This is a genomic window from Polymorphospora sp. NPDC050346, assembly GCF_040655695.1.
GTDB lineage: Bacteria > Actinomycetota > Actinomycetes > Mycobacteriales > Micromonosporaceae > Polymorphospora > Polymorphospora lycopeni.
In genome coordinates this window covers 39,887-64,597 of sequence record NZ_JBFAKM010000029.1, presented here as the reverse complement: position 1 = coordinate 64,597, position 24,711 = coordinate 39,887, and the positions used below count along the sequence as shown (strand labels likewise).

The 24,711-nt window shown below is 71.6% G+C and carries 22 protein-coding genes and 1 riboswitch; of the genes, 10 read left to right on the top strand and 12 right to left on the bottom strand.

From position 1 onward, the window contains the following. The first annotated feature begins 318 nt into the window (after window positions 1-318). Together AB0I42_RS26070 and AB0I42_RS26065 are read left to right on the top strand one after the other, a co-directional pair. Entirely contained in the window at window positions 319-1,290 is a 972-nt protein-coding gene (locus AB0I42_RS26070; protein WP_357541009.1) for a hypothetical protein, read from the top strand. After that, window positions 1,278-1,610: a hypothetical protein gene (locus AB0I42_RS26065; RefSeq protein WP_357541007.1), complete on the top strand. Its 333-nt coding sequence runs from the start codon at window positions 1,278-1,280 to the stop codon at window positions 1,608-1,610. The genes AB0I42_RS26070 and AB0I42_RS26065 overlap by 13 nt, the downstream gene beginning before the upstream one ends. Here the strand turns inward: AB0I42_RS26065 and AB0I42_RS26060 are convergent. Genes AB0I42_RS26060 through AB0I42_RS26045 form a run of 4 tightly spaced genes read right to left on the bottom strand, consistent with a single transcriptional unit; the run spans window position 1,586 to window position 3,424 of the window. Beyond that, on the bottom strand, window positions 1,586-2,317 hold the full coding sequence (locus AB0I42_RS26060; protein ID WP_357541005.1) for an APH(3') family aminoglycoside O-phosphotransferase: 732 nt from the start codon (window positions 2,315-2,317) through the stop codon (window positions 1,586-1,588). The two genes, AB0I42_RS26065 and AB0I42_RS26060, sit on opposite strands and share 25 nt — an antisense overlap. Then, a complete protein-coding gene (locus tag AB0I42_RS26055; RefSeq protein ID WP_357541003.1) occupies window positions 2,314-2,739 on the bottom strand; it encodes an SRPBCC domain-containing protein in 426 nt (141 codons plus the stop codon). The genes AB0I42_RS26060 and AB0I42_RS26055 overlap by 4 nt, the downstream gene beginning before the upstream one ends. After that, window positions 2,736-3,047 carry a metalloregulator ArsR/SmtB family transcription factor gene (locus tag AB0I42_RS26050; RefSeq protein WP_357541001.1) on the bottom strand — a complete coding sequence of 104 codons (312 nt, stop codon included), beginning with the start codon at window positions 3,045-3,047 and terminating at the stop codon, window positions 2,736-2,738. Before AB0I42_RS26050 ends, AB0I42_RS26055 begins: the two co-directional genes overlap by 4 nt. 2 nt (window positions 3,048-3,049) lie before the next feature. Then, window positions 3,050-3,424, bottom strand: coding sequence for a VOC family protein (locus tag AB0I42_RS26045; protein ID WP_357540999.1), 375 nt, complete (start codon window positions 3,422-3,424; stop codon window positions 3,050-3,052). 77 nt (window positions 3,425-3,501) lie between these two features. Here AB0I42_RS26045 and AB0I42_RS26040 point away from each other — a divergent pair, with 77 nt between their 5' ends. Next, on the top strand, window positions 3,502-4,332 hold the full coding sequence (locus AB0I42_RS26040) for a DUF4253 domain-containing protein (RefSeq protein ID WP_357540997.1): 831 nt from the start codon (window positions 3,502-3,504) through the stop codon (window positions 4,330-4,332). 49 nt (window positions 4,333-4,381) lie between these two features. Here the strand turns inward: AB0I42_RS26040 and argG are convergent, their stop codons facing one another. Continuing rightward, on the bottom strand, window positions 4,382-5,830 hold the full coding sequence (gene argG, locus AB0I42_RS26035; RefSeq protein ID WP_357540995.1) for an argininosuccinate synthase: 1,449 nt from the start codon (window positions 5,828-5,830) through the stop codon (window positions 4,382-4,384). A 95-nt stretch (window positions 5,831-5,925) separates the two neighbouring features. On the opposite strand from argG, the gene AB0I42_RS26030 reads away from it, so the two are divergent. The 4 genes from AB0I42_RS26030 (at window position 5,926) to AB0I42_RS26015 (ending at window position 10,138) form a co-directional block, all read left to right on the top strand. Further along, window positions 5,926-6,408 carry a hypothetical protein gene (locus tag AB0I42_RS26030; RefSeq protein ID WP_357540993.1) on the top strand — a complete coding sequence of 161 codons (483 nt, stop codon included), beginning with the start codon at window positions 5,926-5,928 and terminating at the stop codon, window positions 6,406-6,408. Between the two features lie 77 nt (window positions 6,409-6,485). Beyond that, on the top strand, window positions 6,486-7,679 hold the full coding sequence (locus AB0I42_RS26025; RefSeq protein WP_357540991.1) for an MFS transporter: 1,194 nt from the start codon (window positions 6,486-6,488) through the stop codon (window positions 7,677-7,679). A gap of 192 nt (window positions 7,680-7,871) precedes the next feature. Beyond that, window positions 7,872-9,323 (top strand): rifampin monooxygenase, encoded by a 1,452-nt coding sequence (gene rox / locus AB0I42_RS26020; protein ID WP_357540989.1) that lies wholly within the window; start codon window positions 7,872-7,874, stop codon window positions 9,321-9,323. 77 nt (window positions 9,324-9,400) lie between these two features. Further along, complete coding sequence (locus AB0I42_RS26015) at window positions 9,401-10,138, top strand: VOC family protein (RefSeq protein ID WP_357540987.1); 738 nt, start codon at window positions 9,401-9,403, stop codon at window positions 10,136-10,138. A 110-nt stretch (window positions 10,139-10,248) separates the two neighbouring features. Here the strand turns inward: AB0I42_RS26015 and AB0I42_RS26010 are convergent, their stop codons facing one another. From AB0I42_RS26010 to AB0I42_RS26000, 3 genes are read right to left on the bottom strand one after another with little or no spacing between them, the layout of a single operon-like run. Next, window positions 10,249-11,136, bottom strand: coding sequence for a hypothetical protein (locus AB0I42_RS26010; RefSeq protein ID WP_357540985.1), 888 nt, complete (start codon window positions 11,134-11,136; stop codon window positions 10,249-10,251). 29 nt (window positions 11,137-11,165) lie between these two features. Then, window positions 11,166-14,255: a hypothetical protein gene (locus AB0I42_RS26005; RefSeq protein ID WP_357540983.1), complete on the bottom strand. Its 3,090-nt coding sequence runs from the start codon at window positions 14,253-14,255 to the stop codon at window positions 11,166-11,168. Further along, window positions 14,252-18,022, bottom strand: coding sequence for a hypothetical protein (locus tag AB0I42_RS26000; protein ID WP_357540981.1), 3,771 nt, complete (start codon window positions 18,020-18,022; stop codon window positions 14,252-14,254). Before AB0I42_RS26000 ends, AB0I42_RS26005 begins: the two co-directional genes overlap by 4 nt. On the opposite strand from AB0I42_RS26000, the gene AB0I42_RS25995 reads away from it, so the two are divergent. Beyond that, window positions 17,991-18,797 (top strand): hypothetical protein, encoded by an 807-nt coding sequence (locus AB0I42_RS25995; protein WP_357540979.1) that lies wholly within the window; start codon window positions 17,991-17,993, stop codon window positions 18,795-18,797. The genes AB0I42_RS26000 and AB0I42_RS25995 overlap by 32 nt on opposite strands. 1,071 nt (window positions 18,798-19,868) lie before the next feature. After that, a complete protein-coding gene (locus AB0I42_RS25990; protein WP_357540977.1) occupies window positions 19,869-20,747 on the top strand; it encodes a PLP-dependent aminotransferase family protein in 879 nt (292 codons plus the stop codon). A 219-nt stretch (window positions 20,748-20,966) separates the two neighbouring features. On the opposite strand, the gene AB0I42_RS25985 is transcribed toward AB0I42_RS25990, so the two are convergent. The 3 genes from AB0I42_RS25985 to AB0I42_RS25975 form a co-directional block, all read right to left on the bottom strand. Further along, the gene (locus AB0I42_RS25985; protein WP_357540975.1) at window positions 20,967-21,797 is read right to left on the bottom strand and encodes an aminoglycoside phosphotransferase family protein; all 831 of its coding nucleotides are present in this window, start codon (window positions 21,795-21,797) and stop codon (window positions 20,967-20,969) included. 182 nt (window positions 21,798-21,979) lie between these two features. Continuing rightward, on the bottom strand, window positions 21,980-22,564 hold the full coding sequence (locus AB0I42_RS25980; protein WP_357540973.1) for an MBL fold metallo-hydrolase: 585 nt from the start codon (window positions 22,562-22,564) through the stop codon (window positions 21,980-21,982). Between the two features lie 7 nt (window positions 22,565-22,571). Next, a complete protein-coding gene (locus AB0I42_RS25975; protein ID WP_357540971.1) occupies window positions 22,572-22,853 on the bottom strand; it encodes a hypothetical protein in 282 nt (93 codons plus the stop codon). An 11-nt stretch (window positions 22,854-22,864) separates the two neighbouring features. Beyond that, window positions 22,865-22,932: riboswitch (guanidine-III (ykkC-III) riboswitch) on the bottom strand. 534 nt (window positions 22,933-23,466) lie between these two features. Here AB0I42_RS25975 and lexA point away from each other — a divergent pair. After that, a complete protein-coding gene (gene lexA, locus AB0I42_RS25970) occupies window positions 23,467-24,117 on the top strand; it encodes a transcriptional repressor LexA (protein ID WP_357540969.1) in 651 nt (216 codons plus the stop codon). A gap of 207 nt (window positions 24,118-24,324) precedes the next feature. Here the strand turns inward: lexA and AB0I42_RS25965 are convergent, their stop codons facing one another. Continuing rightward, window positions 24,325-24,699: a YciI family protein gene (locus AB0I42_RS25965; RefSeq protein WP_357540967.1), complete on the bottom strand. Its 375-nt coding sequence runs from the start codon at window positions 24,697-24,699 to the stop codon at window positions 24,325-24,327. Between the last annotated feature and the right edge of the window lie 12 nt (window positions 24,700-24,711).

Sequence of the window (24,711 nt, the reverse complement as noted above, 5' to 3'; positions counted from 1 at the left end):
CCGGTGTCAGGCTGGCCAGGCCGAAGCCACCTGCCGCTACCCGTCGTGCCCTCACCACCGCCACCCTGGCAGCGGCGTGGGTGACCTCCCGCTGGAGTTCCCGATCGCGCAGGTACCGGTAGGCGAAATCGTGCCAGTTGGGTGAGCCCGAATCCGATGAGGGACTGGTCGGGGGTGTCGACGTAGTTGGAGCTCACGTCCATATTCAGGGTGACCCGCAGCCCTGGGTCGAGCGGCGGCCCGGTCGACAGCGCCCGCTGGTGCGGTGCGGGGGGCGGGGCGGCGTCCACTGTCGCAGTATGCCGGTACCCTGCCGCCGTGCGTCCACGACTTCTGGCCGAGACCTCCGTACCCGCCGGCGATGCCATCTCCCACGTCGACGGGGTCGGCTGGATCGTCGCGCGGCCCGCCGAGCAGGCGGTCGCCGTCCTCGACGACCTGCTGCGCCCCACCGCCCGGATCGCGGTGCCGACCGGTGGGGCGGCGTTCGAGGCGACCGTACGCGGCCGGCACGTCGCGGTCGTCACCCTCGACCACCTGGCCGTGGTCGACCTGGCCGGCAGCCTGCTGTGGCGGCGCGACCAGCCGGTCGAGGCGGTTGGGACGCCGTGCACCCCGAACTGCTTCCTCGACGCCGACGGCGTGCTGTGGGTGTACGTGCCGGGCGGCGACCACCTGGTCGCGTTCGACGCGGCGACCGGGCGGGAGATCGACCGTATCGAACTGGAGTCGCAGATCGGTGCCGCCACCTTCTGGCCGCACCCAGACCATGGCTGGCTGGGGCTGCACGTCGTGCTGGGGCAGGACGGCTCCTACAGTTGGCTGCTCCGCCTCGACGGCGACCGGATCGACTGCCGTGAGCTGGCCGGCGAGGTCCTGACCGGGTTCACCTGCGGCGGCGACCGCTACCTGGCGATGCCGCACGTCGACGGCGAGATCGGCATCCACGACACCGCGACCGGCACGGCGGTGGCCGGCTGCGACGCCGACGGCATCCCCGGCTATCCCACCGACCCGGAATACATCCTGGTCGAGGCGGCCGCCGTGGTCGACGACGAACTCGTCGTCGTCGGCGTCAACACCGACGAGTACGAGACCGACACCGAGGAGCATCTGCTGCTGTCGACGGACGACCTGCGGTACGTGGCGACGGTCGACTACGGGCAGCCGATGACGACGTACGCGATCCGGCCCGCCGGGGGCGGCGGCCGCTGGCTCACCACCGGCCACGACGGTGACCTGGTACGCCTGTGGCAGCTCCCCGGCCCGGAGGCGTCGTGGTCGACGTGACCGTCGACGGCGGCCCCGACCTGGCCCACGTGAGGCTGCGGTCGCCGACCTGGGAACTCAACGTCCGTGCCCCGTACGCCGGGCTCGCCGGCCTGCGGGCGATCCGTGACGCGGACTGGGTGGCCCGCCGGTCGCTGCGCGTCGGCACGTGCGCGGGAGTGCCGGTGCACTGGGCGTACGCGGACGGGTCCGTCGCGGTCCTGGTCGGCGCCGACGACGAGAGCTGGGACGTCGCCGTCATGGTGCCGGTGACGGTCGTCGACACGATCGTCGCCGCGTGCGCCGGCGGCGACGGTCAGAAGAACTCGTCCAGAAGCTGAAAGAAGTCGATCTTCGCCTGGTCGGTGCGCGACGTCCCGTACCGGGCGAGGAAGCGGGCGGCGTGGTCGGGGTGCCAGTCCCCGGCCAGGTCGCGGGTGACCAGTGCCAGGTCGCTGTGCCGGTCGGCGACGCCGAGCCGGGCGACGTCGACGACACCGGTGACGGTGCCGTCGTCGGCGACGAGCACGTTGGTCAGGGTCAGGTCGTTGTGGCAGACGACGAGGTCCTCGGACGCCGGCCGGGTCCGGTGCAGCTCGGCGCGCAGCCGGTCGGCGGACCAGCCGCGCCGTATGTCGTCGAGGTCGGCGAGGTCGACGGTGCCGGCGGTGACCGCGGCGTCGGCGGCGGGAACGGTCACCGCCAGCGACATGTCGAACGGGCAGTCACGCACCGGCAGGTCGTGCAGCGTACGCAGCAGGTCGGCCAGCGAGTCGACGGCCCGGTCGCGGGCGGCGGCGGTGGTCAGCGCGACGGCGGGCCGGCCGGGTACGGCGGTCGTGACCAGCTCGCCGGGTCGGTGTCCGACGACCCGCGGGCACGGTACGCGCCGGCCGGCGAGCCAGGTGAGGCGGTGCGCCTCGGCGGCGATCCCGGCCGGGTCGCCGTGTTTGCGGTAGCGGTCGGGGCCGCGCCACACCCGGGCACCGGACCGCCCGGCGGTCACCGGTTCCCAGGACGCGGCCGCGTCGTCTTCCCCGGCCGTCATGCCATCGTCGCCAGGGTCGCCGCCAGGCGTCGGGCGAGCTGGCCGCGCCAGCCGCCGCCGAGGATGCGCCAGGTCAGTTGCTGGGCCGGGTCGGTGTCGTCGAAGCCCTCGTGGGTCAGGAACAGGCGGGTGCCGCGGCCCTCGGCGGCGAGCCGCCAGGTGACGGTGGTGTCCAGGCTGCCGCCGGCCCAACTGATCCGCAGCAGGCGCGGCGGTTCCAGGGCGAGGACCCGGCAGTGGACGACGCCGTCGAACCCGGTCGCCGGGACCGGGTCGGTGCGGAACGTGAACCGGTGCCCGACCCGGGGCTCGAACGTGTTCGGCATCAGCCAGGCGGCGAGCAGGTCCGGGTCGGTCAGCGCCCGCCACACCTTCTCCGGCGGGTGCGGCAGGAACGCGTCGGTGCGGATGTCGGCGGTCACGGCGTCTCGTCCAGGAGGTCGCGCAGCGCGCCGAGGTGGTCGGCCCAGAACCGCTCGTAGTGGCCGAGCCAGTCCTCGACCTCGCGCAGCGGGCCGGGTTGCAGCCGGTAGCGGCGTTCGCGGCCGGCGCGTTCCTCGACGACGAGGGCGGCGTTGCGCAGCACCTGGAGGTGCTGGGACACCGCGGGTCGGCTGATCGCGAAGTCGTCGGCGAGCTCGTGGACCGCGAGCGGCCCGGCCCGCAGCGCGTCGAGCAGGGCGCGGCGTACCGGGCTGGCGATCGCGGTGAACACGTCGACGTCGGGCACGGTCAGGCGTCCGGGGCGGTGGCCTGCAGGACGATGGTGTTGCCGTCGGGGTCGTCGAAGGTGACGAACCGGCCCCACGGCTGTTCCTGGATGCCGCCGTCGAGGCGCAGGCCGCGGCCGGTGAGGGTGGCGACGTCGCCGTCGAGGTCGTCGGTTTCCAGGACCAGTCCCTTGACCGAGCCGGCAGGCATGGTGGGGAACCAGGTGACCAGGGTGATCGACGTCTGGGCGCCCTGCGGGGCGACCTCGACCCAGCGCTGGTCGGGACCCATCGGGTTGTCGCGGCGCAGGTCGAAACCGAGTACGTCGACGTAGAAGTCGCGGGCCCGGTCCTGGTCGGTCACGGGCAGGGACAACAGGCTGATGTGGGAGACCATGCCCCCATATTGGTAAGAGATTGCTTACGGGTCAAGTCGGGGTCGTCACGTCGTACCGCACCGCTACGGTCTGCGGCATGGCGACCGGAGATCACCCGACCCACCCCCTGACCGCCCTGGAGACGGGCACCACGGGGCTCGACCTGCCGCCCGGCGGCATCGTGCGCGGCACCCGATCCGGGGCCGCCGACCAGCCGCTCCTGTGGATCAGCGACGCGGAACCGCCCGCCGCACTGTGGGGGACGCTGCGGGCCCGGCACACCCGGACCGGGCTGTGGCCGCTGTTGCTGGAAGGGCTCTCCGACCGGGACCCGGACCGGCCGTGGCGCAGCGGCGAACTGGACCCGGACCCGGCCACCGACCCGGCGGCACACGACGTCGACACGGTGCTCGCGCAATGGTGGCGTGGCGTTCTCCCGGTCGAGGGGGAGGGAGCGCAGGGGCGGGCGGTGGTCGCCCCGTTCGGGGACACCTGGCCCGGCCTGGCCGCCCCCGGCAGCCCGCGCGAGGACCCGGACGAGTGCGCCACCGAGTTCGCCCGGTTCCTCGTCCTGGACTCGTGGCTGACCGCGCCCCGGATCGGGCTGGTGCCCAGCACCCGTGGCGCCGACACGCTCGCCGACCTCGGCTGGATGGGGCCGGCGAACTACGAGGGCGACATGTCGACGTTCTCGGCGGTGCTGCGCAGCTGGGAGGAACGGTTCGGGGCGCGGGTCGTCGCGGTCGGCTTCGCCACCCTCTACCTCAGCGTCGCCGCCCCGCCCACCGACCGCGACCACGCGCTGCGGGTCGCCGCCGAACACTTCGCGTTCTGCCCCGACAACGTCTGGCAGTCGGGCACCCCGACCCTCGCCACGTACGCGGACAGCCTGGTCGACCGCGCCTTCTGGTCGTTCTGGTGGGACTGACCCCTCCGGTGGCACCCGGTCGCGGGCGCCACCGGAGAGGTCCTTTGCGTCAGTCGGTGCCGAACTCCATCGCGGCGTTGTCGAGCAACTCGCCGTTGGGGCCCTCGCCGCGCGACGCGATCGCCTCGGCCCCGCCCTCCGGCATCGCGCCGATCAGCCCGGTCGGGGCCGGCTGGGCGGTGATCGTCAGCGCCGGGTGCGGGCTGCCGCCGACCATCCCGAGCCGGGCGTACTGCTCCAGCTTGGCCCGCGAGTCGGCGATGTCGAGGTTGCGCATGGTGAGCTGGCCGATCCGGTCGACCGGGCCGAACGCCGAATCCTGGGTGCGCTCCATCGACAGCTTGTCGGGGTGGTAGCTGAACGCCGGACCGGACGTCTCCAGGATCGAGTAGTCCTCGCCGCGCCGCAGCCGGATGGTCACCTCGCCGGTGATCGCCGACCCGACCCAGCGGTCCAGCGACTCACGCAGCATCAGCGCCTGCGGGTCCAGCCAGCGGCCCTCGTACATCAGCCGGCCCAGCCGCCGGCCGTCGTTGTGGTAGCTGGCCAGGGTGTCCTCGTTGTGGATCGCGTTGACCAGCCGCTCGTACGCCGCGTGCAGCAGCGCCATGCCCGGCGCCTCGTAGATGCCGCGGCTCTTGGCCTCGATGACCCGGTTCTCGATCTGGTCGGACATGCCGATGCCGTGCCGGCCGCCGATCGCGTTGGCCTCCAGCACCAGGTCGACCGCGGAGGCGAACTCCTTACCGTTGATCGTCACCGGGCGGCCGCGCTCGAAGCCGATCGTGACGTCCTCGGTGTCGATCACGACGGCCGGGTCCCAGAACCGTACGCCCATGATCGGCTCGACGATCTCGATGCCGGCGTCGAGGTGTTCGAGGGCCTTGGCCTCGTGGGTGGCGCCCCAGATGTTCGCGTCGGTGGAGTATGCCTTCTCGGTGCTGTCCCGGTAGGGCAGATCGTGGGCGAGCAGCCACTCCGACATCTCCTTGCGGCCGCCGAGCTCGGTGACGAAGTCGGCGTCCAGCCACGGCTTGTAGATCCGCAGCGACGGGTTGGCGAGCAGCCCGTAGCGGTAGAACCGCTCGATGTCGTTGCCCTTGAAGGTGGAGCCGTCGCCCCAGATCTGCACGTCGTCGTCGAGCATCGCCCGCACCAGCAGGGTGCCGGTGACGGCCCGCCCGAGCGGGGTGGTGTTGAAGTAGGTGCGGCCACCGGACCGGATGTGGAACGCGCCGCAGGCCAGCGCGGCGAGTCCCTCCTCGACGAGCGCCGCCCGGCAGTCGACCAGGCGGGCGACCTCGGCGCCGTACGCCGTCGCGCGGCCGGGCACCGAGGCGATGTCGGGCTCGTCGTACTGGCCGATGTCGGCGGTGTAGGTGCAGGGAACGGCACCCTTCTCGCGCATCCACGCGACCGCTACGGAGGTATCGAGGCCGCCGGAGAAGGCGATTCCGACGCGTTCGCCGACAGGCAGGGAGGTGAGAACCTTGGACACGAGCAGAAGTATATGCACGCGACCGCATGACCATGCAAGGCATCCCGAAACCGGGTGACGGCCGCGACAACTCCTGTCAACGTACTGTTGACAGGATGACGGCTGAACTGGCGGACCTGGCGGAGGTCCGCGCCGCCCGCGCCCGGCTGGACGAGCACGAACTCACCCTCATCGAACGCGCCCGCCACGGCGGCGCCACCTGGGCACAGATCGCCGCCGCCCTCGGCCTGGCCAGCCGGCAGGCCGCCGAACAGCGCCGCCAGCGACTCGTCACGGCGGCCCAGGCCCGCCGTCACGAGGCCACCAGCGCGTACGCGCCCCGGATGGCGGCGGCCCGCACCGCTGTGGCGCGACTGCAGAGATGGATCGACACCGACCGGCGGTGGGACACCCGCTTCACCCGGGCCGCGCTCGTACGCGCCACCGTCGCCGCCGCCCTGCAGGCCCAGCCCGGAGCCGTCCACGCCCTGGGCGTGCACGTCCTCACCGACCTGACCGAGGTGGACCAGCGACTTCTGCCCGTACCGGTCCGGGACGCGACCGCCGCCCTGCGGGACGCCCTGTCAACAGATCATTGACAGCCACGACGCGTATTGCTCCGCATCGACTCAACTTCCAGGATGTGAGTCGCCACGACTCAATCCGCGGGGGTGCCATGCGGCGCAACACCATCCTGTTCGTGACGATCTCGGCGCTGTCCGGCTTCGGCAGCACCACGATGTCCCTGGTCGCCAGCGTCTGGATCCTCGACCTGACCGGCTCCACCAGCCTCGCCGCGCTCACCGGGCTCTGCATCTACGCCCCGCAACTCGCCGGCCCCTGGCTCGGCGGCCTGCTCGACCGGCTGCCCAAACGACCCACCCTCGTCACGACCAACCTGGCACTCGCCGCCGTCCTGCTCAGCCTCCTCGGCGTCCACGCCGCCGAGCACACCTGGCTGCTGTTCGCCGTCTCGCTCGCCTACGGCGTCAGCTACGTCCTCATCGACGCCGGCGAAACGGCCCTGCTGCCCCAGGCACTCCCACCCGACGGGCTCGCCGCCGTCAACGGCTGGCGCTCCAGCGCCCAGGAAGGCGCCAAGCTCGTCGCCCCGATGGCCGGCGCCGGCCTGTACGCCTGGCAGGGCGGGCACCAGGTCGCCGTACTCAGCGCCGCCATGCCCCTGCTCGGAGCCGCCCTCTACACCGCCCTGCGCCTGCGCCACACCCGCCCCGCCCCGCCGGCACCCCGACGGTCGGGCCTGCGCGTCGGCCTGGCCGTACTGCGCACCGAACCCACGATCAGCCGTACCGTCACCCTGGCCGCCGTCGCGATCGCCATGTCCGGCTTCGTCACCGCGGCGCTGTACGCCGTGGTCACCGTCGACCTGCGGCTACCGGCGACGTTCCTCGGCATCCTGCTCAGCGCGCAAGGGCTCGGCTCGATCGCCGGGGGCCTGTTCGCCGGCCGCCTGCTCACCCGATGGCGACCGGTCGCCGTCGGTGTCACCGGCACGGTCCTGGTCGCCGCCGGCTGCCTGGCCCGCTGCCTGCCCTGGCCGGCGGCCACCGTCGCCGCCTCGGTGATCACCGGGATCGGCCTGCCCTGGGCCCTGGTCGCGGCCGTCACCGCCGTACAGACCCACACCCCGCCCGCGGTGCTCGGCCGCGTCGCCGCCACGGCCAACACCGTCATGTTCGCGCCGATCGCCCTGGCGATCCCACTCGGTGCCGCCGCCGTACACCTGGGCGGCCGGCCACCCCTGATCATCGCCGCCGTGATCTGTCTCGTCGCCGCGGCGGCCGTGTCACGCCGACGGCAGACAGCAAAAGGCGAGGAGAACGAACTCCTCGCCACTCCCAACATATAGCGCACCGGGGGTCTTGCGGCAAGACCCGGGTCGTACCGCAGAATCGTCGGCCGGGGCCAGAACCTGTGGAAAACAGCGGTTCATGCAGTACGTGTGCTCTTGTCAACGTATGAGCATTCGGGGCGCGCGGGCGCGCGCCACCGGACCGGGACGGATCTGGCCGACACGCAAACCTCAGGGAGTGGGCGGTTCATGTTCGACGTGATCGTTGCCGGTGGCGGCCCGACCGGCTTGATGCTGGCCAGCGAGCTGCGGCTGCACGGGGTACGGGTGCTCGTGCTGGAGCGGGAGACCGAGCCGGTCCCGTACGTCCGCGCGCTCGGTCTGCACGCGCGCAGCATCGAGGTGCTGGACCAGCGCGGCATGCTGGACCGGTTCCTCGCACTCGGCCAGCGCTACCCGGCCGGTGGGTTCTTCGCCGGCATCGCCAAGCCCGCCCCCGAGCGGCTGGACACCGCGCACCCCTACGTTCTCGGCATCCCGCAGACCACCACCGACCGCCTGCTCGCCGAGCACGCCACCGAGGTCGGCACCGAGATCCGGCGCGGCTGTGAACTGGTCGGGCTGAGGCAGGACGACAGCGGGGTCACCGCCGAACTGGCCGACGGCACCCAGCTGCGCTCCCGCTACCTCGTCGGCTGCGACGGCGGTCGCAGCACCGTACGCAAGCTGCTCGGCGTCGGCTTCCCCGGCGAGCCCAGCCGGGTCGAGACGCTGCTCGGCGAGATGGAGGTGACCGCGCCACCCGAGACGGTGACCGCCGTGGTGACCGAGGTCCGCAAGACCGAGAAGCGGTTCGGTCTCGGCCCCATCGGTGACGGGGTGTACCGCGTGGTCGTACCCGCGGCCGGGGTGGCCGAGGACCGCTCGACCCCGCCGACCCTGGAAGAGTTCAGCCAGCAGTTGCGGATATACGCCGGCACCGACTTCGGCGTCCACTCACCACGCTGGCTGTCCCGCTTCGGCGACGCCACCCGGCTCGCCGAACGCTACCGGGTCGGCCGGGTCCTGCTGGCCGGCGACGCGGCGCACATCCACCCGCCGACCGGCGGCCAGGGGCTCAACCTCGGCATCCAGGACGCCTTCAACCTCGGCTGGAAACTGGCCGCCGAGATCGACGGCTGGGCACCGCAGGGGCTGCTGGACAGCTACCACACCGAGCGGCACCCGGTGGCCGCCGACGTACTCGACAACACCCGCGCGCAGATGGAACTGCTGTCCACCGAGCCGGGGCCCCAGGCGGTACGTCGGCTGCTTGCGGAGCTGCTGGCCTTCGACGACGTGAACCGGTACCTGACGGAGAAGATCATCGCGGTCGGCATCCGCTACGACTTCGGCGAGGGCCACGAACTGCTCGGCCGGCGGATGCGCGACCTGCGGCTGCAACAAGGGCGCCTCTACGAGCTGACCCACGCCGGCCGTGGACTGCTCCTCGACCAGACCGGCCGGCTCTCGGTCGCCGGGTGGGCGGACCGGGTCGACCACGTCGTCGACAGCAGCACGGAACTGGACGTACCCGCCGTGCTGCTGCGGCCGGACGGCCACGTCGCCTGGGTCGGCGACGACCAGGCAGATCTGCTCAGCCAGCTGCCCAGGTGGTTCGGAGCCGCCCGCGACGACCCGGGCACATCGCCTGCCGGCTGAGTCTGGCCCCCGGTCCCGGACACTCGGGGCCCGCCGTGGTCCATCCCGGTCTGTCTGCCCGGCATAGGGTGGGCGGCGTGGCGCTGCGACTTGTTCAGGCGAATCTCAAGGCTCGGGACGACTCGGCGCTCGGCCGGTTCTGGGCGGAGGCGCTCGGCTGGGTGCCCCGCTCGGTTCCCGGTGCGACCAGCGTCGCGCCCGCGGGCTTCGTCTGGACGGACCCCGATGCCCCGGTCTGCGTCGATGTCATAGCCGTCCCGGACCCCGAAGCGGTGACGTACCGTACGCACCTCGACCTCGCCACCACCTCCGCGGCCCACCAGACGGAGTTGGTCGCGCGGCTGAGGGAACTCGGTGCGACGCCCGCCGACGTCGGCCAGGGCGACGTGCCGTGGACGGTGCTGGCCGATCCGGAGGGCAACGTGTTCTGCGTGCTGGAGCCTCGGAAGATCTACCGGGACACCGGGCCGATCGCCGCGGTGGTCGTCGACTGCGCGGACCCGCGGGCCATGGCCCGCTTCTGGGGCGAGGCGATGGACTGGACCCCGCACGAGGTGACCGACGACCATGCGCGGCTGCGCTCGGCAAAGGGGGTCGGGCCGTACCTTGAGTTCCTCCGCACGCCGGACGTGACGACCGGGCGGCACCGCGCCCATCTCGACGTGGTGCCGTATCAGGGCGACGATCAGGCGGCCGAGGTGGCCCGGCTGCTGGCCCTCGGCGCGACGCGCGCCGACGTCGGCCAGTGCGACGTCTCGTGGATCGTCCTGGCCGACCCGGAGGGCAACGAGTTCTGCGTCCTCGCTCCGGCCTGACGCGGTCGACGCCAGGGGCGGGCGGTTCTCCGACCTGGAGCGGCTGCTCAGCCCCGCGCGGCGGGCGACGGACAGGGCGAGGCTGGCGGCGATGCCACGGCGGCGGAGTTCTACATCGATGCCCGGATGTAACCGAAGTAGTTGGTGCGGAACCGTTCGCTGCCCTGCCAACCCGCCCACGTCCGGGCCCAACTCCAGACGTCGAGATGAACCCAGCGCTGGATGTCGTCGACGTACGGCATCGACTGCAGGTGGACGTAGTGGTTCGGCACCGATACCCAGCTTCCGTCGGGCACGTTCGCGGGGATGGTGGCCGTCATGTCGTATATCGCCGGCGTATTGACGAACAGGAGGATGTCGAGGCCCGGCTCCGGGTTCTGCATGAGGAACTGGTTGAGGTCGGCCGACAGCACGAGATTCGTGCTGTTCTCGACCGAGTTGTAGAGCCCGGTCGCGCTCAGCCAACTCGCCAGCGTCGCCGGGAGCGTGATGCCGGCGACCGCATCCCCCGCCGTGTAGGGCTCGCCCGCATAGTCGAACCAGATGTTCTCCGAATCGCGCAGGGCGCTGAGCAGCATCCAATCGGTGCATTCCGGGGTGGCGCCCGGATGCGCGGCGTCCGTGACGGTGCGCAGTTGCGCATAACGCTGCCCGAGCAGCTTCCAGCTCGGGGCGACGACGAGAGAGCCGATCGGCGCCGACCCGTCTTTCAGCAGCTTGCAGGTGAACCGCGCCGCCGCGACAGGATCGCGTTCCAGCCAGAGCCGATAGAAGACGGCGGGAGCGCACGCGTTCAAGCCGCGTTGGTCGATCAGCTCCGGATTGGCGAGAAGCACCCGGAGCCGGGCGACCACGTCGAATCCATCGAGTCCCCACGCCGGGGTCGCCGGCATCGCCTGTGCGAAGGCAGCCACTTCGACGAGGGCGTCATTGACGCTGCTTACTGTTCGTAACCCGGACATTTTCGTCTCCTTGCTGCTCGACGAGGTCGGGAACATGGTTTCTTCATCGCTCCGGGAGTCTTCGACTAGATGCCGAGCTGTACGGCAGGGCGGGAGCGGCCGAACGGATCGATCAGGATGACGGCGGCCGCGGATCCGGCGGGGGCGAATGTGAACGACGGATTCTCGCCGACGACCGGGTGGGACGCCGACTCGCTCAGCGACCCGTCGGGGCCGGCGACGTAGACGACGGCCGTGAACGGGCTGCTGCCGGTGGCCATCAGGGGCAGTCCCGTCACGGTCACGACGGTGCCCGCCGCATCCGGCGCAGCGGTCAGCGCGGGTTCGGGGCCGTCGATGTCGACGGCGATCGGTGCCGACAGCGGACCCCAGGGCGACACGATCGCCTCGAGTTGCGGCGCTGTGGATGACAGGTCGGGGTCGATGACGATGTCCGCGTCGGGCACGGTCGTGCTCTCCGCGGCGAAGCGGACGGATGCGGCCAGGCGCACGCGCGCCCAGGTCGGCACCGGCACCTGCGCTGTCCCGGTGTGGGATCCGTCGTCGTGGGCGGCCAGCGGAAGCACCGCGACCTCCGGCCAGTAGTAGGGGTCCGTGCCCTCGATCGCCTCGACGAGGCGTGCCTCGATCCGGCCCGGCAACCGGGTCAGCAGGTCGGCGGGAACCCCGGACACCGTCGCGGTCACCGCTGCGCTGCGCCCGTCGCCGTCGTGGACGACCTCGGCGGTCAGCCGCGGCAGGGGAGGGACGTCGTCGAACGGCACCGCGACGTATGCCGGGGCGACCGTCGCCACGTCCGCCTCGACGCCCTCGGCCTTCTTCCCGTACGCGTCTACGACCCCGGTCACCGGCACGGCGCGCACGAGCACGAGGTCGGTCGTCGCGCCGGGGACCGTGAGCATGCCGGTCGCGATGCCGTCGACGACGTCGGCGCTTGTCGCGAGCGTGAAGCCCTTCCGTGGTGGGCGGCCCCGCGCCAGCAGCGCGGCGGCGCGTTCTGGGCGCGGATCGGCGCGGAAGCCGTCCGGCGACAGTCCGACGGCAGCACGAACCACACTCTCCGGCGCTGCGTAGAACCGGTAGAACGCAGCGCCGGGCGCGGCCCGGACGCTGAGACGCACCGTCGTGTCGGGCGCGGGGCCGGGGCGACCGGTCATCACCAGCCGCGGCGAGACGGACGGGACCGGCAGGGGGCGGGCGTCGTCGGCGCGTACGTCGACCGCCGGATCCGGGGCCGGTGACGGCGTGCCGGCGGCATCCGTCACCGCGGCCTCGACGTGCACGATCCGGCTCTGTCCCGGCACGGTCGGCGGCACGGGATGATCATGCGTCAGCGTCACCCGATCGGCGGTCACGTCGGGCGTCGCGAGCGGCACCGAGACGCCGTCGATCCTCAGGTGTACCGCGCCGAGTGGAAGGGCACCTGGCGCGGTGGTCGGCGCGACGACCAGTTCGATGTGCACGAATCCCGCAGAGGTGGGCGCGGTGCCGGTGGCGGGTTCGCGTACGAAGGTCGCGCGCAGCACCGGCGGCGACGGCGGTGCGGGAGGAGGCGGATCGGCCACCACACGCGTGGGCTCGCCCCAGCGGCCGATCCAGTCCCCGAGCCGCACCTCCCACTCCACGGTGCGGGCGTCGGCGGGCGTCGCGAGCGGGACCCGCGCGCGCAGCACCGCATCGGTCTCCGGGAGTGCGCGGACCGTCGTCGGCTGCGGCCATCCGGCCAGCAGCGAACGGGCGACCTCGCTGCCCGCCTCGTGGTCGTGCATCGTGATGCGCTCGGGATCGCCGGGCGCGTGCGCGACCTGCACGAACGAGACGGGCCCGAACGGGGCGACGTCGCGCAGCGCGATCATCTGCTCCCACGCGTCCGTACGTTGGGGCACGGCGCCGACCTGCTCTGCCAGCGTCCACGTCGGCGCCCCGGACACGGTCGGACTCGGGGTCCGCGGCAGCGCCGGGCTGTCCTCCACGACGAGCGGCATCGGCAGCTGCACGAGATCCACGACCCAGCGCCGCCGCAGTGGTGCCCGGCCGTTCGGGCCGCGTCCGAAGAGGCCAGCGTCGAACTCGGGAGGATCCGGGATCGCCGCGACTCGCGCCCGCAACTCGTCCAGCGCGCCGGGCACCTGCCGCTCGTACAACTCCTCAAGCGCCGCCGAGGGCCGCAGCAGGAAGGGAAGTCGGCGGACGATCATCGGTACGAGCGCGACGGCCATCGCCAGGCGGCCGTCGCGCCAGTGCTCGCCCTCATCGGTGAACATTCCCTGCCGCGCCAGCCAGCGCGCCACCCCGGGATCGGCTGCGGCCACGCCGAGCGCCGACGCCACCGGGTAGCGCAGCCCCTGCCCGCCCCCGACGTCCTGCACGACCTTGCCCGGCCGGCCGGCCATGATCGCCTCGCCTGCGATCCGCAGCCAGTTCCGGATCGTGCCGCCCGCCTCGACGAGCTCCGTCACCCGGTGGACCTCGTCGTCGACGGTGTACTCCGGCCAGGGGAAGCGCGGCGCGTAGGGCACCGGCTGATCGGGCGCGGCGCGCAGGACCCTGTCCTTCGCGGACTCGAACCCGACGTTCAGGGGCGCATAGGAGCCGGCCATGGCGTCCGCGGCGTCCGGATCCAGCGCGGCGACGTCGAGAACGCGGCCGACCCGCTCCAGTTCGCGGGGGATGCGGCGTGCCCAGGCCTCGATGACGATCCCCTCGCCGGTCACCCGCACGCGGGTGATGTCGCTGCTGGCCACGACCCACGGCCCCTGGTCGCCGGGGACGGTGTCGCGGGCCGTGATCTCGATGAACTCGCCGTTGGGGGCGGTCTTCTCCGCGATGACCGAGATCCGTAGTTCGCCGTCGGCCTGGAGCCCGACCCACCCGGTCATCCAGGCCGGGTCCTCGTCGATCGTGAGGATCAGGTCCTGCTCGCGGTGCACCTCCCAGGGGCCGTCGCGGTCCGTACGGACGTCGGCGGACTCGCCGTGGCCGTCGATCGGCGCATCGCACACGACCACGGGCCCGGCGGGCAGCGTGCCGGACGGCGGGATGACGCGCCAGTGCACCCCTTCGGGCACCCGGTCGTCGCCGCGGACGGGCCGGCCGTGCCGGATCGCGGCCGCCTCGGCGAACCCTTCATCGTGACGGGCGAGGAATCTGCTCACGGTCGGCTCCTCCCGACGATCACCGACCCCGCGAACGCGGGTGCGGTCGGTACGGTGATCCGCATCCAGAACGGCACGCCCCGGTCGGTGACGAGTAGGCGCAGGATCCGGTCGGCGGGCGGCACGACCGGCGTCGGCGTCAGCCACAGCGCCCGGGTGCCGGTGCGGTCGCGACGCCGGATCGCCAGCGTGGTGGCGCTGGAGGTGGACTGGTCGTAGACCGCGTCCGTGACGTCCATCCGTGCACCGTCCCGTCGGACGAGAGGCTCGGCGGCCTCCAGCAGCAGACCGTGCAGCGCCCAGCGGCCATCGATCCGCTTCGTCCACAGGAGGCTGCTGCGACCGCGGGGGCGCGCGCCGGTGGGACTCGGATCCGCGACGCGCAGCGGCGGCAGCCCGAGCGCCGTGACGGCGGCGTCGAACTCGTCGTCGTCCGCGCGCAGCCCCGGGGCGAGGCCGGGCGCGGGCGTCACCCGCAGATGGCCGGATGCCGCGGCGGCGGCGATCGCGCCCACCGAGGTCTCGCGCGTGAAGCCCAGGGCGGTGACCAGCTCCTCGGGCCCGGCGAACGCGCTGGTGACGAACGTGATCCCGCGCAGCTGCGGACTCGCCGCGGTCGCCGTCGTCCCCTGTGGAGGCAGGGCGACCGACAGGTCGTACGGCGTGCTCGGCCGCAGGCCGTCCGGCCAGGCCGTCTCGGCCTCGCGGGGAGGAAGCGCACAGCCGTGCTCGGCGCTTGCCGCGGCCACCGGATCGGCGGACGGGAACGAAAGCGGGCCGTGCAGCCCTTCGATCGGCGTGATGCGAAACAGTGGCGGATCCGGTCGATCGGTCGGCTTGAGCAGCAGGCCGAGGTCGCGGCCGTACGTGTTCGCGAGGGCGCGGACGTGGGGCGCCCGGAAGCGGGCGGAAGGTCGGTCGCGGGTGAAGACGAACCGCTCGTGATCGGCGACCGAGTAGCCGGTGAGGTACCGCTCCAGGTATTCGACGGAGAACGTGTCGACCTTCCACGGCACCAGCGGGGCGCTCGCTACCGACGCCTTCCACCGGGTGATCGGCGCTGTGCCGGCCGGCGGCAGCGGCGCGCAGCGGAAGAACCAGGTCGCGGTACGCGTGACGCCGTCCTCCCGCGTGGGTGGGGCGCCCGATCCTCCGTCGGTGACTCGCGTCCAGGCGAGGGCGACCGACAGGCGGTAGCGGGTGCCGGGCGTGAGGATCGTGCGCAGGCGGCTCACGTCCTTGCCCGGGGCCGCATCCTGGCCGTCGGCGTCGACGCTGCGCTGCCGGTCGTTCTCGGCCGCCGATGCGGCCTCGACGTCGGCGGAGCTGCGCGCGTACAGGCCCACGACGTCGACCGTGGCCGCCCACGTGAGCGTCCACGAGACAGCGGTGACCCGCCGGCCGACGGGGAGGACGAGGACGACGAGCGCATCCGCGTCACTCGCAGCGGCTGCGGGGGAGCGCTCCACGCGGATGTCGGCGACGGGCTCGGATCCTCCGCCGTCGTTCTCGACCGTCGCCTGCAGGTGCCTACTCAGCCCGTCCGGGCCGCCCGCCGCCTCGTACCCGAGCAGGTGCACGGCGAGGACGAGGTTACCGGCGTCGGCGGGCTCGTCCAGCGCGATCCGGTAGGTGGTCCGACCTCCCTCGTACGGCAGCGCGACCCACTTCGGCGAGCGGGTCCGGAAGGCGCCGGGGAAGGACTCGTCCTCGCCCGCGCCGTCCGCGGGGACCGACACCGGCAGCGCGTCGGCGTATCCGACCGGGCCGTCGGCCCAGTCCACGCTCGACTGCCCCCACGTCGTCTCCCGCACCGGCCGATCGATCCGGAAGCCGACGCCGCGCGCCAGGGTCGTGAACGGGGAGAACGTACCGAGGTCGCCGCGGCGGGCGACGTGCCAGTCACCTGAGGCGGGGGCACGGCGCGCGTCGACGCCATACGTCCATGCCCACCCGGCGGCGAACCGGACGCCGCACAGCCCGACGGCGCCGCGCAGCGCGTCGCCGGCACCGTCACCCGGGCCCGCGTGGACGAACGGTAGCCAGCGTGAGCGTGTGAGCAGCGCGAGCTGGCGCGCGCAGGAGACGGCGGCGGCGTCCGCGGGAAGGCCGAGCGCGGGCTGCCAGGCCGATCGCGTCAGGTTCACCGCGGCCCCTGCCGGGGCGCCGTTCTGGTCGATCGGCTCGAGCGTCAGGGCGGTGAGGCGCCACTCGAAGGTCGTGCGTCCGGCGCCGGACTTTCCGCCGTTGGAAGAGCCGTTCTCACCGGGCACTCCCGGGCTCGGGATCGGCGCGATGGGAAAGGTCAGCAGCGGGGTGGTGTCCGTCCACACGATCGGTGCCGACGCCCAGTCTGTCGGCGCGGCCGGCCCGGCCGGTGGTGGTGGTTCGGCTGGCGCATCCGCGCCGACGTGCCCGGTCAGCGGACGTGCGTCCGGAAGGAGGCGTCCGAGCCCATCGGCGAGGTCGACCCGCGGCCACGGCCAGTCCTCGTCTCCGGGGACGATCGGATCGGCGTCGGATGGATCGATCGCGCCGAGTTCGATGCATCCCTCCAACGTCGTGAACCAGAGATCGACGACCGCGCACACGCGTAGGTGGAAGTCGAGGCGCTCGTCCGGCCCGACCCGCACCTGCAGCAGCGCGTCGACGCCGAGCGTGAACGGGCCGATGCCGACCTCGCCGGCAAGACGCCCCTCGGCCCACACCATGACCGGCATCGTGCCGATGGCCGCGACGAGGCTCGAGGACACGCTCGCCCACAGCACGCCCCTGACCCCGAAGGTCTTGGCGAACCCGACGCCGAGAGCGACCGCGAACCCCCGCGGCGAGACGTTCCGACCGGCGACCTGATCGATCCCGTTCCCGCTGAGCATGAGGAACGCCCAGCCCGTGGTCTCCAGCGGACCGAGTCCCTTGAAGAGGGTCGCCTGCACAGGGCCGGGCGGACGCGGCGGATGCGTGCCGATCCCCTCGTCACTGCCGGCGCGCAGGTACCAGGCACTCGCGTCGTCGAAGCCGAACCGGGCGGTGACGGGGACGCGAACATCCACGACGTACGGCACGGTGTACCGGCCCTCGACGCCGATGAGGAGCTCGCTGCCCGTGGTCGACAGGCCGCCGAAGAGGGAGAGCCCGACGCCAGGGTCGGCGGCGCCGCCGGCCTTGAGCGCCGTCATCGTCTGCCGCTTCGCGCGGAACAGTTCGGCGTTGATGCCCAGGCGCAGGGCGAGGTCCGGCACCGTGATGCCGAGCACGCCGAGCGCGCTGAACGTCAGCCCGCCGTCCGGGACGGTCCCGATGACGACGCCCGCGCCGATCGTGGTCTCGCCGTCGGCGATTGCCAGTCCGTCCCACGGCGTCCATTCGCGCAGCTTCCTCAGCGGATCGGGCGGCTCGCCGGGGCCCGGCGTGAGCGGCGTCATCGCGGCGTTCGCTCCGAAGGACGCGGCGATCGAGTAGACGCCGAGCCCGGTCGGGCCCAGCGGGATCGCGGCGGGCAGGTCGAGTCCGATGCCGAACGCGTACTGGGTGACGTTTCCCGTCTTCTTCATCGCGAAGACGAGGAAGCCGCCGACGTTCAGCGGTACGAGCGTGCCCCACAGCGAGATCGCGATGCCCTCGGTCGCCGCGTCTGCGCCGAGCTCGAACTTCCCACCGCCGACCACGACGCCCGGGAGGTCGAGCCGGGCGTCGAAGCCGCGGACACCGAAGCTCGGCGCGCCACCGTCCCAGGTGCCGCGTACCGTCGCGCCCGAGACCTTCACCGGGCCGAGATCGAGCGCGAACCGCAGATCGACCTCGACCCACGTCGACCCGCTTCCCGAGCGCGTGCCGACGATCCGCAGGACGTCGTCCGGGATTACCGGTCGTGGTGATCCGCCAGCCGCCGGGATCGATCACGTCGCAGCGCGCGCCACGGAAGTCGATGTCGAGGGCCTTCGCCGCCGCGGCGCCACCGGCGAGCGCTCCGAGATCCACGGTCGCGGTGATCCCCCGCCAGCGCACCCGCATCGGGCGCGCCGCATCCATCGAGATCTTCGCGATCCCGAGATCCATCGTCTTGAAGCCGATGCCGCCGGAGACGTCGAGCGACGCCACGAGCACGCCCGTGGCGGGGGCGGCCTGCAGCGTGACGCTATTCAGGGTGTGGTCGCCGTGCGTCGCGATCGTGCCGCCGAGCGCGGCCGCGGCCCCGTACAGCGCAGCGAGGGAGGCAGGGCCCATCGCGCCCAGCCGCGCGGCCATCGCCGGCCCCAACACGAGCGTGACGCCGAGGGCGATGTCGCCCGGATCCGTCCCGCCACCGGAGACGAGCCCGTCCGCTCGATCGGACTGCGCGGTGACGGCGATCGTGAGGTCGGCGGGGTTCTCGGGAGGGCGCGTGAGGACGGTCCGGATCGTGACCGCACCCGTGATCTCGGGACCGGCGGCGCCGAACGGCCGCGATCGGCCGGGGAGCGCGAGTGCGACGTCGGCGATGGTGGGCACGAGGTCGGTGAGCACGAAGTTCTCGGGCAGGCGGAACGTCAGCGATCCTGACACCTTCGGATCCGCACCGGCGGGAGGGAGGGCCACGGTCAGGTCCTGCGCCCCGCGGGGCCCGGTGATCGCGGCCTTGATCGGCAGGCCGCCGAGGAGCGGCACGGCGCCGGGGAGGACGAGGATCGCGTCGGCGAGGTCGACGACGTCGTGGACGATCGAGAAGGAGGACGGCAGCGTCAGCCCGAATCCCGCGGCGAGCGAGACGTCGCGCGCCGACGGCGTGATCGTCAGTCTCTCGATCGAGACCGAGGCACCGTCGGGGGATAGGTGAACGACGACGGTGCCCTGCAGCTTCAGCGTCAATGGCGTGGCGGTCGCCGTGAAGCGCATCCGCGCGGTCGCGCCGGCGCCCGTTGCCACCACGGTGGCGGTCATCAGACCGGGGACGGGCGCGTCGACTCCGGCGTCGAGGGTCAGCGTGAGCTTCCTGCTTGTTCCCTCCTGCGCCAACCCCCAGCCGAGCGCGGTGTTGGCGTTCAAGGAGGCGCCAAGCACGAGCGGCAGGTCGGCGGTGGTGCGCAGCGCGCCCGAGACGGGCAGCGGGCCGGCCGGAGGCGGACCGATGGGATCCAGGCGGTCGAGCAGTGCACGCACCGGAGCCGGGATGACGATCCCGTTCAGGACGTCGAGTGAGTCGAGTAACGAGAGCAGCGCCATGCCTCATCCCCTCAAGGCGTGCGGAGCGTGCGATACAGGTCTGGCGAACCCGGTGAGCGTCGACCGGTCGGGCCATGCGTCAGCGACAGTCGCTACTTCCCTCTGTCGAGCACCCTTGCGCAGCATCGCTGCCTGAACGGGGCACATTTTTGGAGGGGCCGCGGGGCCGCCGCAGGCGACAACTTCGTGGGCACTGGAGCGCGTCTTGGAAACCTGGTCTGGTTCGGCGTGTGGCGTCGGGGAGACGGGTGACCTCCCGGTAGGGCTGGTCGATCGCTACGCCGTCCGGCGCTACCAGGAACTCACGTCTCAGTGTCGCTCGCGTGCCGGTGTTTTGTCCTGCCCGGCCCATGGCGGGTCGCCGACACACGTGGGTGTCCGTCTTACCGCTGGGCCGGCGCCGAGCGGGTCATGGTGACCGCCGGCGCGCAACAGGCGTTCGACCTGGTACTCACGGCGCTGGTCAGCCCGGGCACGGTGGTCGCCGTGGAGGACCCGGGCTATCCACGGTTTCGTGACCTGGCCCAGGTGCGCGGCGCGACGGTCGTGGGAGTCCCCGTCGACGACGAGGGCATCGTCGTCGACGCGCTGCCGTCACAAGCGACGCTGGTGTACGTGACACCGTCACACCAGTTCCCGCTGGGCTGTGTCCTGTCGCTGCGACGCCGCCAGCAACTGCTGCACTGGGCCCGGACACACGACGCCGCCATCATCGAGGACGACTACGACACCGAACTACGGTTCACCGGTCGCCCGGTCGAGCCCCTGCACCTGCTGGACCCGGATGGGCGCGTCGTCTATGTCGGCACGTTCAGCAAGACCCTGTCACCGGCCCTGCGCCTCGGCTATCTCGTGGCTCCGGCCACGCTGATGCCCACGCTGCGAACGTTGTGCCAGCTCACCTCATTCGGCGGCGATCCGCTCAGCCAGCGGGCGCTGGCCGGCCTGCTCTCGGACGGCAGCATGGCCGCCCACCTGCGCCGGCTCCGCCGCAGCTACGCGCCTCGACGGGCCGTGCTGAGGCGGCACCTGGCGGCCGAGCTGGGCCGGCGTACGACCGCCGTCCCGGCGGTGGCAGGTCTGCACGTCAGCCTGCTCCTACCGCCCGATGTCGACGAAGCCGACCTGGTCCGGCGTGCCGGACGGGCCGGTATCGCCGTCGAGGGCCTCGGCAGTCACGCGACCGCCGGGAACCCGCCGACCGGCATCGCCATCGGAATCGGCAGGGTCGACGCCGAGACGCTCGACGCCGCCCTCACCCGGATCACCGGGCTCCTACCGTCGCCGTAGCAGGAGGATGCGAGGTTCAGTCGGAGTGCCCGTGAAGGATCGTTCGTGATACACGCGCGTGCCGTCGCATCCGCCCAGGCCGGGTCCGTTACACAACCCGTGTCCGCGCCTTCGTGACGCTTCCGATTCTCGGTTCCATTGCCGAGTTCTGATGTCCGAGCGCACTCTCGACGGGCTGGCTGCGGCCCGCGCTCCTGTCGATAACGTGAGTCGACGTACCTATCCGGACTGGGCCGTTACCTTCCCCCGGAGTTGGTTCAGCCACTCGATGCCGAGTTGGAGGCCGTCGGGGAACTGGTCGTCGCGATCCCAGCGCCACGCTGTGATCATCGCCAGCACGAGGGTCCGGCAATCTCGGAGCAGTCGGTGATCGACGTTCGGGTAGTGGTCTCCGACCTTGTCGGGCGCGTGGGCCAGGTCGAACTCGATCGGCCCCCGGCAGCACGTCTCGAAGTCGATGAAAAGCGGGCCGGTCCGGGTCAAGAGCAGGTTGCCCGGATGGGGTTCGCCGTGCAGGAGCTGCTCGGGGCGGCCGCTCTCGCTGACCGCTCGTCGCAGGCGGTCCAACGTGCTGGCGAGGAAGACCCGGTTCAGGTCGGCCAGCTCCGGTGTTCGGGCATGGTCGGCCACGAGCGTCTGGGCCTCGGAAACCCGGTCCGTGAAATGCGGGGTGGGCAGGTCGACCTTCCGCATTCCGGCGTGCAGACGTTCGAGCGCGCCGGCGTACTCGGCGTTTGAGAGCGAATGGGTAGTCACCGGTTCGTAGTAGGTCCAGAAGGTGACCACGTAGTCGCCCCGGACAAAGACCTGGGGCGATTCCAGCGCGGCCACCGGGCTCCCGACCTCGGCCAACCGCTGAGCGACATCCACTTCAAGCTGGGCGCACTGATGCGCGGCCGGCGCCACCCGGGCGAGCACGTCGCAGGGCTGCAAACGCAGGGTGAGCGTGTTCGAGTTGTGCAGGACGGCGGCGTCGTGGGCGGTTAGGCCTAGCCATGAGGCGCTCGATATGGCTGCCTGTGTTGCCCGCTGAGCCTCATATGCCTGCATCGGAGCACCGTAGTTGTGTGTTCGTGGCGCAGCAGCCGTATTTGGTGTCCGGTCCCCCGGCGAACCTCCGTCGAGCTGGGGTTATGAGATCGATTGGGTCTTCCATCCAGCTGTCGACGAAGGCACGGCCGATCACCACGGCAGCGGTGGTGACCGGCCGGGGGGATGGCCACCCATCACGGTTACCGGCAGATGATGAAGTCGGCGTAGGAGTGCCGTCCGGTCTGCTCGGCGACCTCGTCGATGGCCGCACGGATGTCCCGCAGGCGCTGGGGGCTCATCTGCAACGGTGGCTCGTCGGGCTGGTACGTGGTGCGGATCGGGTAGTCGACGCCGGGCGTGGTGGTCATCTCGATGTGGCAGCCGAGGACGTGGCTCACCGCGCGCGTGTCGGTGAGGCGGACGAGGCGGTCGATGGTGTCTCGGAAGGCTGCCCAGTCCTGCACGTAGAGGCGCCCGGGGTAGACGGTGTCGCCGGTGAAGAGGAAACCGGTGTAGGCGTCGTAGAAGGTCACCGCCGCCTCGTGGTGGCCGGGGCTGGCCAGGCACTCCAGCACCCGCCCGCCCAGGTCGAGCGTGGTCACCCGGTCCAGATCGCCGCCAAGGCCGAGGTAGGCCCACGCGGTCGCGCGGTCGGCGCCCACGACCACGGTGTCGGGCCGGTCGGCGAACTGCCCGTCGCCGGCAACATGGTCGCCGTGGGCATGCGTGTGCAGGACCAGCAGTTCGTACCTATCGCGGGGGTTGTCGGCCAGCCACCGCGCCACCAGTTCGTCAACGATGCGGCGTAGCGGGAAGAACTCCGCGGCGGGCGGTGGCCCCGGTGTCGAGCAGGACGGCGCGGTCGTTACCGAAGAGCAGGAACAGAAACGGCGCCTCGTAGTTGACCGCCATGTTCTGCCGCAGGATGACCGTGTGCGCGTCGTAGGCGTGCACCTGGATCTCGGGGTCGGTGTTATGCCTGGCCGACTCCGAGCCGTGGATCCATCGCACGTCGAGGCTTCGCCCCTCGGCGGGCGGTGAGGTGAAGTCGATCGGGTGCGTACGGCCGGTCATGACGTCTCCTGCGAGCGTCGTCTTTGCAGACCGGGTACGGCGCACATCTCGTCCGGGGACGGCGATCATCCGCCTCCAACGGAGGAACGTAACAAGCCTTCCCCCTGTCCGCAACGGACCTGACTGCCTCAGGGACGTCTGAGACGTCGACAGCGTCGCGCGTGGCCAAACCGGCCATCGACGTCGGTCTTCTCATCAGATCGGGTGGGCCGTTTGTCAGACCGGTGGTCCGGCGTATCAGTTGCGCGGGAAGGTGTCAGTTACAGCGGGACCGGAACAGCAGCCTCTGCCACCCGGATTGCAGCCGACCATCCTGTTACACCATAACGGTCATTATGGTGTACGGGGATTTTGGGTACTTATGTCCGCTTCCCCTGGAGGCAATTATCGGATTGCAGTTACCGGTAATCCAATAATTGGAAGCACCGTCGGCGCGGGAAGCTTGGTGAGTGAACGCGCCTGACTGCTGAAGCTGGAGCCACTCGCCCGGCCATCCCGAAACCGCACGGGGCTGCCGAGCGAACCGGCGCCTGGAGTCGACCTACCCGGCAGGCCTGAACTGAAGACGCAAACGGTTAGCACATTTGATCGAACGCGGGGGTATCGTCCGAGGATGACGTCCTCGGAGCTGCCGCCGGACCTGCCCGGCTTGAGTCCTCGCCAACAGCAGATCCTGGCCGTGATACGGCAGTGGGTCGAGCGCCACGGGTATCCACCGACGGTGCGGGAGATCGGCGCTGCGGTCGGACTCGGGTCGCCGTCGTCGGTGGCGTACCACCTGAAGGTGCTCGAAGAGCGCGGATTCCTGCGCCGGGCTGCACGCGGGCCACGCGCGGTGGACGCCCGCCCGTCGCGACACTCGGACGCCCCTGCCGATCCGGGCGAGCGCTCGGGCGTCCAGGTTCCACTGCTGGGCTCGATCGCTGCCGGCGCTCCCATTCTGGCCGAGGAGCACGTCGAGGAAGTCCTGACCCTGCCCAGGAAACTGGTCGGCCACGGAAGGCTGTTCGCCCTGCACGTCCGTGGAGATTCGATGGTCGAAGCTGGCATCGCGGACGGTGACGTCGTCGTGGTGCGGCAGCAAGCGGTGGCCGACAGTGGCGACATCGTCGCCGCGATGATCGACGACGAGGCCACCGTCAAGGTCTTGCGTATCCGCGATGGCGCCGTGGACCTGCTACCCCGTAATCCGCGCTACCCCGTCATCCCCGGTGACCGGGCGGTGATCCTCGGCAAGGTGGTCTGCGTACTCAGTCGTAGCTAAGTGTGTATGGGCCAACGTGCCACCAACGAGCGGGCAGAGCTGACCGCGCCACACCGGTCTTGTCGAGTCAGGCACCGGGGGATCGGGTGTCACAGCATGCGCGTCAGGACGAACTGGTGTCCGTGGCGTCGTCGTAGTAGGTGATCAACGTATCCACGACGGGGTGCGCAAGGCTCTGGGCACAGTCGGAAACTCTAGCGATGACGCCTACCGGCGTCTGTCAGCCTGGCGGAGCATCGCGTCTGTTTCGGGGTCGGGCATGAGTGCCCGGACCTCTTGCGCACAGCGGCAAGCGGCGGCGAACTTGGCGGCCCACGCCAGCGCCTCTTCGCGCGAGGTCACGTCGACGATCACTAGCCCGCCGATGACCTCCTTGGTCTCCGGGTAGGGGCCGTCGGTGACCAGCCCGTCGGTGGCGACGACGCTCGCCCGCTGCCTTTCCAGTCCGGCGCCGAACACGAACACGCCGGCGTTGACGGCCTCCTGGACCACCGCGTGCGCTGCCTTGCCCACATCGGGCAGGTCCTCCTCGGAGATGTGGTCCATGGCGCCGTCATCGAACGAGATCAGGTACTGCGTCATCCCGTCACTCCT

Bases quoted from the DNA above. Each gene is read 5' to 3' on its own strand.
- AB0I42_RS26045 (WP_357540999.1), bottom strand. From the start codon at position 3,424: ATGGTCTCCCACATCAGCCTGTTGTCCCTGCCCGTGACCGACCAGGAC.
- rox (WP_357540989.1), top strand. From the start codon at position 7,872: ATGTTCGACGTGATCGTTGCCGGTGGCGGCCCGACCGGCTTGATGCTG.
- AB0I42_RS26025 (WP_357540991.1), top strand. From the start codon at position 6,486: ATGCGGCGCAACACCATCCTGTTCGTGACGATCTCGGCGCTGTCCGGC.
- AB0I42_RS25990 (WP_357540977.1), top strand. From the start codon at position 19,869: ATGGTGACCGCCGGCGCGCAACAGGCGTTCGACCTGGTACTCACGGCG.
- AB0I42_RS26030 (WP_357540993.1), top strand. From the start codon at position 5,926: ATGACGGCTGAACTGGCGGACCTGGCGGAGGTCCGCGCCGCCCGCGCC.
- AB0I42_RS26060 (WP_357541005.1), bottom strand. From the start codon at position 2,317: ATGACGGCCGGGGAAGACGACGCGGCCGCGTCCTGGGAACCGGTGACC.
- AB0I42_RS25985 (WP_357540975.1), bottom strand. From the start codon at position 21,797: ATGCAGGCATATGAGGCTCAGCGGGCAACACAGGCAGCCATATCGAGC.
- AB0I42_RS26040 (WP_357540997.1), top strand. From the start codon at position 3,502: ATGGCGACCGGAGATCACCCGACCCACCCCCTGACCGCCCTGGAGACG.
- AB0I42_RS25965 (WP_357540967.1), bottom strand. From the start codon at position 24,699: ATGACGCAGTACCTGATCTCGTTCGATGACGGCGCCATGGACCACATC.
- AB0I42_RS25975 (WP_357540971.1), bottom strand. From the start codon at position 22,853: ATGACCGGCCGTACGCACCCGATCGACTTCACCTCACCGCCCGCCGAG.
- AB0I42_RS26010 (WP_357540985.1), bottom strand. From the start codon at position 11,136: ATGTTCCCGACCTCGTCGAGCAGCAAGGAGACGAAAATGTCCGGGTTA.
- lexA (WP_357540969.1), top strand. From the start codon at position 23,467: ATGACGTCCTCGGAGCTGCCGCCGGACCTGCCCGGCTTGAGTCCTCGC.